General features: G+C 32.8%; 3 protein-coding genes. All 3 read right to left on the minus strand.

Translation table 11 applies throughout. The features are described from left to right. Positions 1 to 1,718, minus strand: a 1,718-nt coding sequence (locus tag RWN11_RS07675; RefSeq protein WP_314161142.1) for a DEAD/DEAH box helicase family protein, incomplete at its 3' end; no start/stop codon positions are given. A gap of 20 nt (positions 1,719 to 1,738) precedes the next feature. Next, positions 1,739 to 2,542, minus strand: coding sequence for a dihydropteroate synthase (gene folP, locus RWN11_RS07680; protein WP_314161143.1), 804 nt, complete (start codon positions 2,540 to 2,542; stop codon positions 1,739 to 1,741). Positions 2,543 to 2,686: 144 nt separating this feature from the next. After that, positions 2,687 to 3,534: MATE family efflux transporter (locus tag RWN11_RS07685; protein ID WP_314161144.1), on the minus strand; the 848-nt coding region annotated here is incomplete at its 5' end.

The raw sequence follows: 3,534 nt of genomic DNA on the forward strand, positions 1-3,534 counted from the left end.
TGTTTAGAGATTTCATCAAAATGAATAGTCGATGTCCCCGGAATATACCTAGTCCCCTGAGATAAAAATTTCCTAACAGTATCTTTATCATAACTATTGTCTCCAGATAGAGCCACAGGGATTAAAAAGTTATTTTTATAATTGGCTATAAAATCTATTATTACCACAAAATCTTTATTCGCAGATTTTCGCAAACCACGACCCAACTGCTGAATAAAAATAATAGAACTTTGAGTGGGTCTTAACATTATTACCTGATTAACCTCTGGTATATCTACCCCTTCATTGAAAATATCTACGGTAAATATATAGTCTAACATATCGCCATCATTCGCAACTAACTTAGTAATCTCCTGTTCACGTCGTTCCTGACTATCTTCACCTGTCAAGCTAGTAGTATTATAACCACGTGCATTAAACTCTTCACTAAGCACCTTAGCTTCTTGTTTTGACGAACAGAAAACTAGACCTTTTACTCTATCTCCTGAATAACCATAATAATTGATTTTACTTATAATATGCTCAACACGTTCATTAGACACTAGATTTGAAAAATCACTAAGTTCGTCAATAACCTTACCATCAACCTCTAGATCACTAATACCAAAGTAATGAAATGGGCATAATAATGAATTTTCCATCGCTTCTTTTAAGCGGACTTCATAAACGATATTATTGTTAAATAATTCATAAATATTAAAACTATCGGTTCTATCAGGACTTGCCGTCATCCCTAGATAAAATGTCGGTTTGAAATAATCCATCAATCTAAGATAACTGTCAGCTCCTGCCCTATGTACCTCATCTATTATAATTTCATCAAAATGACTATCGTTAAAACTCTTAAAAATATCTTCTTTAGAAATAGTTTGAACTGTAGAAAACATAAAATCTGCCTCTATATTTTTCTCTTTACCTGTAAGTAAACCATAGCTACGGCTAGTTCCAAAAATAGTCTTGAATGTCTCCAACGCCTGACGAGCAATTTGTTCTCTATGGACTATAAACAACAATCTCTTAGCGCCTATACTCTTCATCGCAAAAGCAGCCGCAAATGTCTTACCAGTTCCTGTCGCAGAAATAAGAAGACCCTTGTTATCTTGATTACGAAGTTTTTCGAAATTTTCTATAAAACTCCTTTGCATCTTATTCGGTTTAATTTCCTCGGAAATAATTTTCTTAGTAACAGTCTCAATCTGATTACTAGCGAATTCTTCAAGGTACTTATCTTTTATTTCAGAGTAAGAATTGGATTTCTCCCATAAACTATTAAACTCATCTAAGACATTATCAGCTAAAATCCTATCTCCTACAATAAAGGTATTCCATTCTTTATTTATCGTAAGCGCTGCACTCGTTAAGTTAGAACTTCCCATTAGCACTTTCCACGAATCACCATATCTAAATAAATAACCTTTAGTGTGGAAGCCGTGTTTATTTTCTACACAATCATAAACCTTTAGAGATGTATTTTTAAAATTAGACAATTTCTCTAACACTTTAGGAGTATTAAAATATAAATAATTCGTCGTTAAAATCTTTCCACTGATGTTTTTTTCTTCTAAATTCTTCAAAGTCTGAAGCAAACTAGTCAAACCACTTTCTGAAATAAATGCCACGCTGAAAATAAATTCATCACACATTTCTAATTCACTCTCGAGCGTGCTAAGAACTTTCTTCGCTTCTAAATGATTATTATAAACAAATATATTCTTCATTTTAACCTCCTTTTATTAGATTAGCCATTAATTATTTCATAAGTTATTAATGCTTCTTTCATAACTTTTACATTATGAATACGTACCATTCTAGCTCCTCGTTTCACCGCTTCTAATGATAAAGCCGCACTTACTATATCTCTATCTTTCGGATTACTATTACCACCTAACACATAATTCGTCGTTCTCTTTCTACTTACCGCATATAAGATTTCACAACCTAGTGAATTAAGTAACTCTAATTTTCGTGTAATTTCTAAATTAGCTTCTGCAGTTTTACCAAATCCCATTCCAGGATCGACAATTATGTTTTCTTTTCTCACACCAGCATTTAAGCAAATATCAACACTCTCACCTAATTCACGCACAACTTGTTCAATCTCTTGCCCTTCTTCTACACCACCATTGTGCATAATAAAGATAGGAATATCATGTTTAGCAGCTACTTCTGCCATAGTACTTCCTTTAGCACCATTTACATCATTTAGTACATCTACTCCTGCTTCAATCATATATTCAGCTACATTAGGCTTATACGTATCAACGCTAAAACACACATCAGGAAATGTTTTTCTTAATATTGGAAATACGCTTTGTAATCTAGCAAGTTCGTCTTCCTCACTAACTACAGTAGAACCTGGACCAGTCGATTCAGCACCGATGTCAATAATATCTGCACCTTCAGCTACCATCTTACGAACACCTTCTATCGCAGCTTCCGCATCATAAAAATCTCCTCCATCTGAAAAAGAATCAGGAGTAAAGTTTAATATCCCCATAATTAAATATTTTTTTTCATTTAATAATTGTTTTAATTTATTCATTCTGTCACCTTATCATTTTATTTTGCATACCTTACTATTATATCATGTGACTATGGGGTTTGCAGTAAAAAAAGAAGCAACCCTAAAATCTTGATTTTAGAATTACTTCTCAATTTTGCTGATTGGGTGTAACTTCCCAATTTTTTATACACTCTTTTTCTTCAACGAACGAATGACCGGCTCTTTTCTAAATGCATAATACAGCTGAACAGCCATTACGACCCATAGAATTGGTTCTACAAATATTACTCCTAAATATCCTGCACTTGGAATAATAAATATTACAAATAATATTTTCCCTAGCATTTCTATAATACTTGAAACAAGTGGCATCATCTTTTGCCCTAAACCTTGCAGAGCATTTCTTAATACTAAAAGTATAGCTAAAAATGGATAGAATGCAGAACTAATCTTAAGATATAATGACGCCTGGTAAATTAATTCTTCATCATTACTTCCTGTAATAAGTTCATTTAAATATGAACTTGCGAAAAATAGCGTAATACATATGAAGACTGACCAAATTATCGTAACAAGCGCACCCTTACGCAATCCTTCAACTATTCGACTATACTGTCTTGCTCCGAAGTTTTGCGATGTAAAAGTCGTTATAGTCGCACTCATAGATCCTACTGGAAGTAGTACGAACATCATTATTCTTCTAGCACTTGTTTGAGCACTGATAATTACTGGACCTAAAGCATTAATCGATGTTTGTAAGATTACTGTACCAATCGAAACAACAGAAAACATAAGTCCCATCGCCAAACCTTGGCTAAATAAATCAGAATAAAGTTTTTTATTCCATGTAAAATGTTTTTTTGTTGGAATTAGAAATGGTGTTTTTCTACGAATATAGTTAAAACATAATACTGCAGAAATACCTTGTGAAAGAATAGTTGCAACTCCAGCCGAACGTACACCCATATGTAAATATGCAATAAAATATATATCTAATACAGTGTTAATAATTGCTGAAAAAATTAAGAAAT

The organism is uncultured Gemella sp., assembly GCF_963519265.1.
Classification (GTDB): domain Bacteria; phylum Bacillota; class Bacilli; order Staphylococcales; family Gemellaceae; genus Gemella.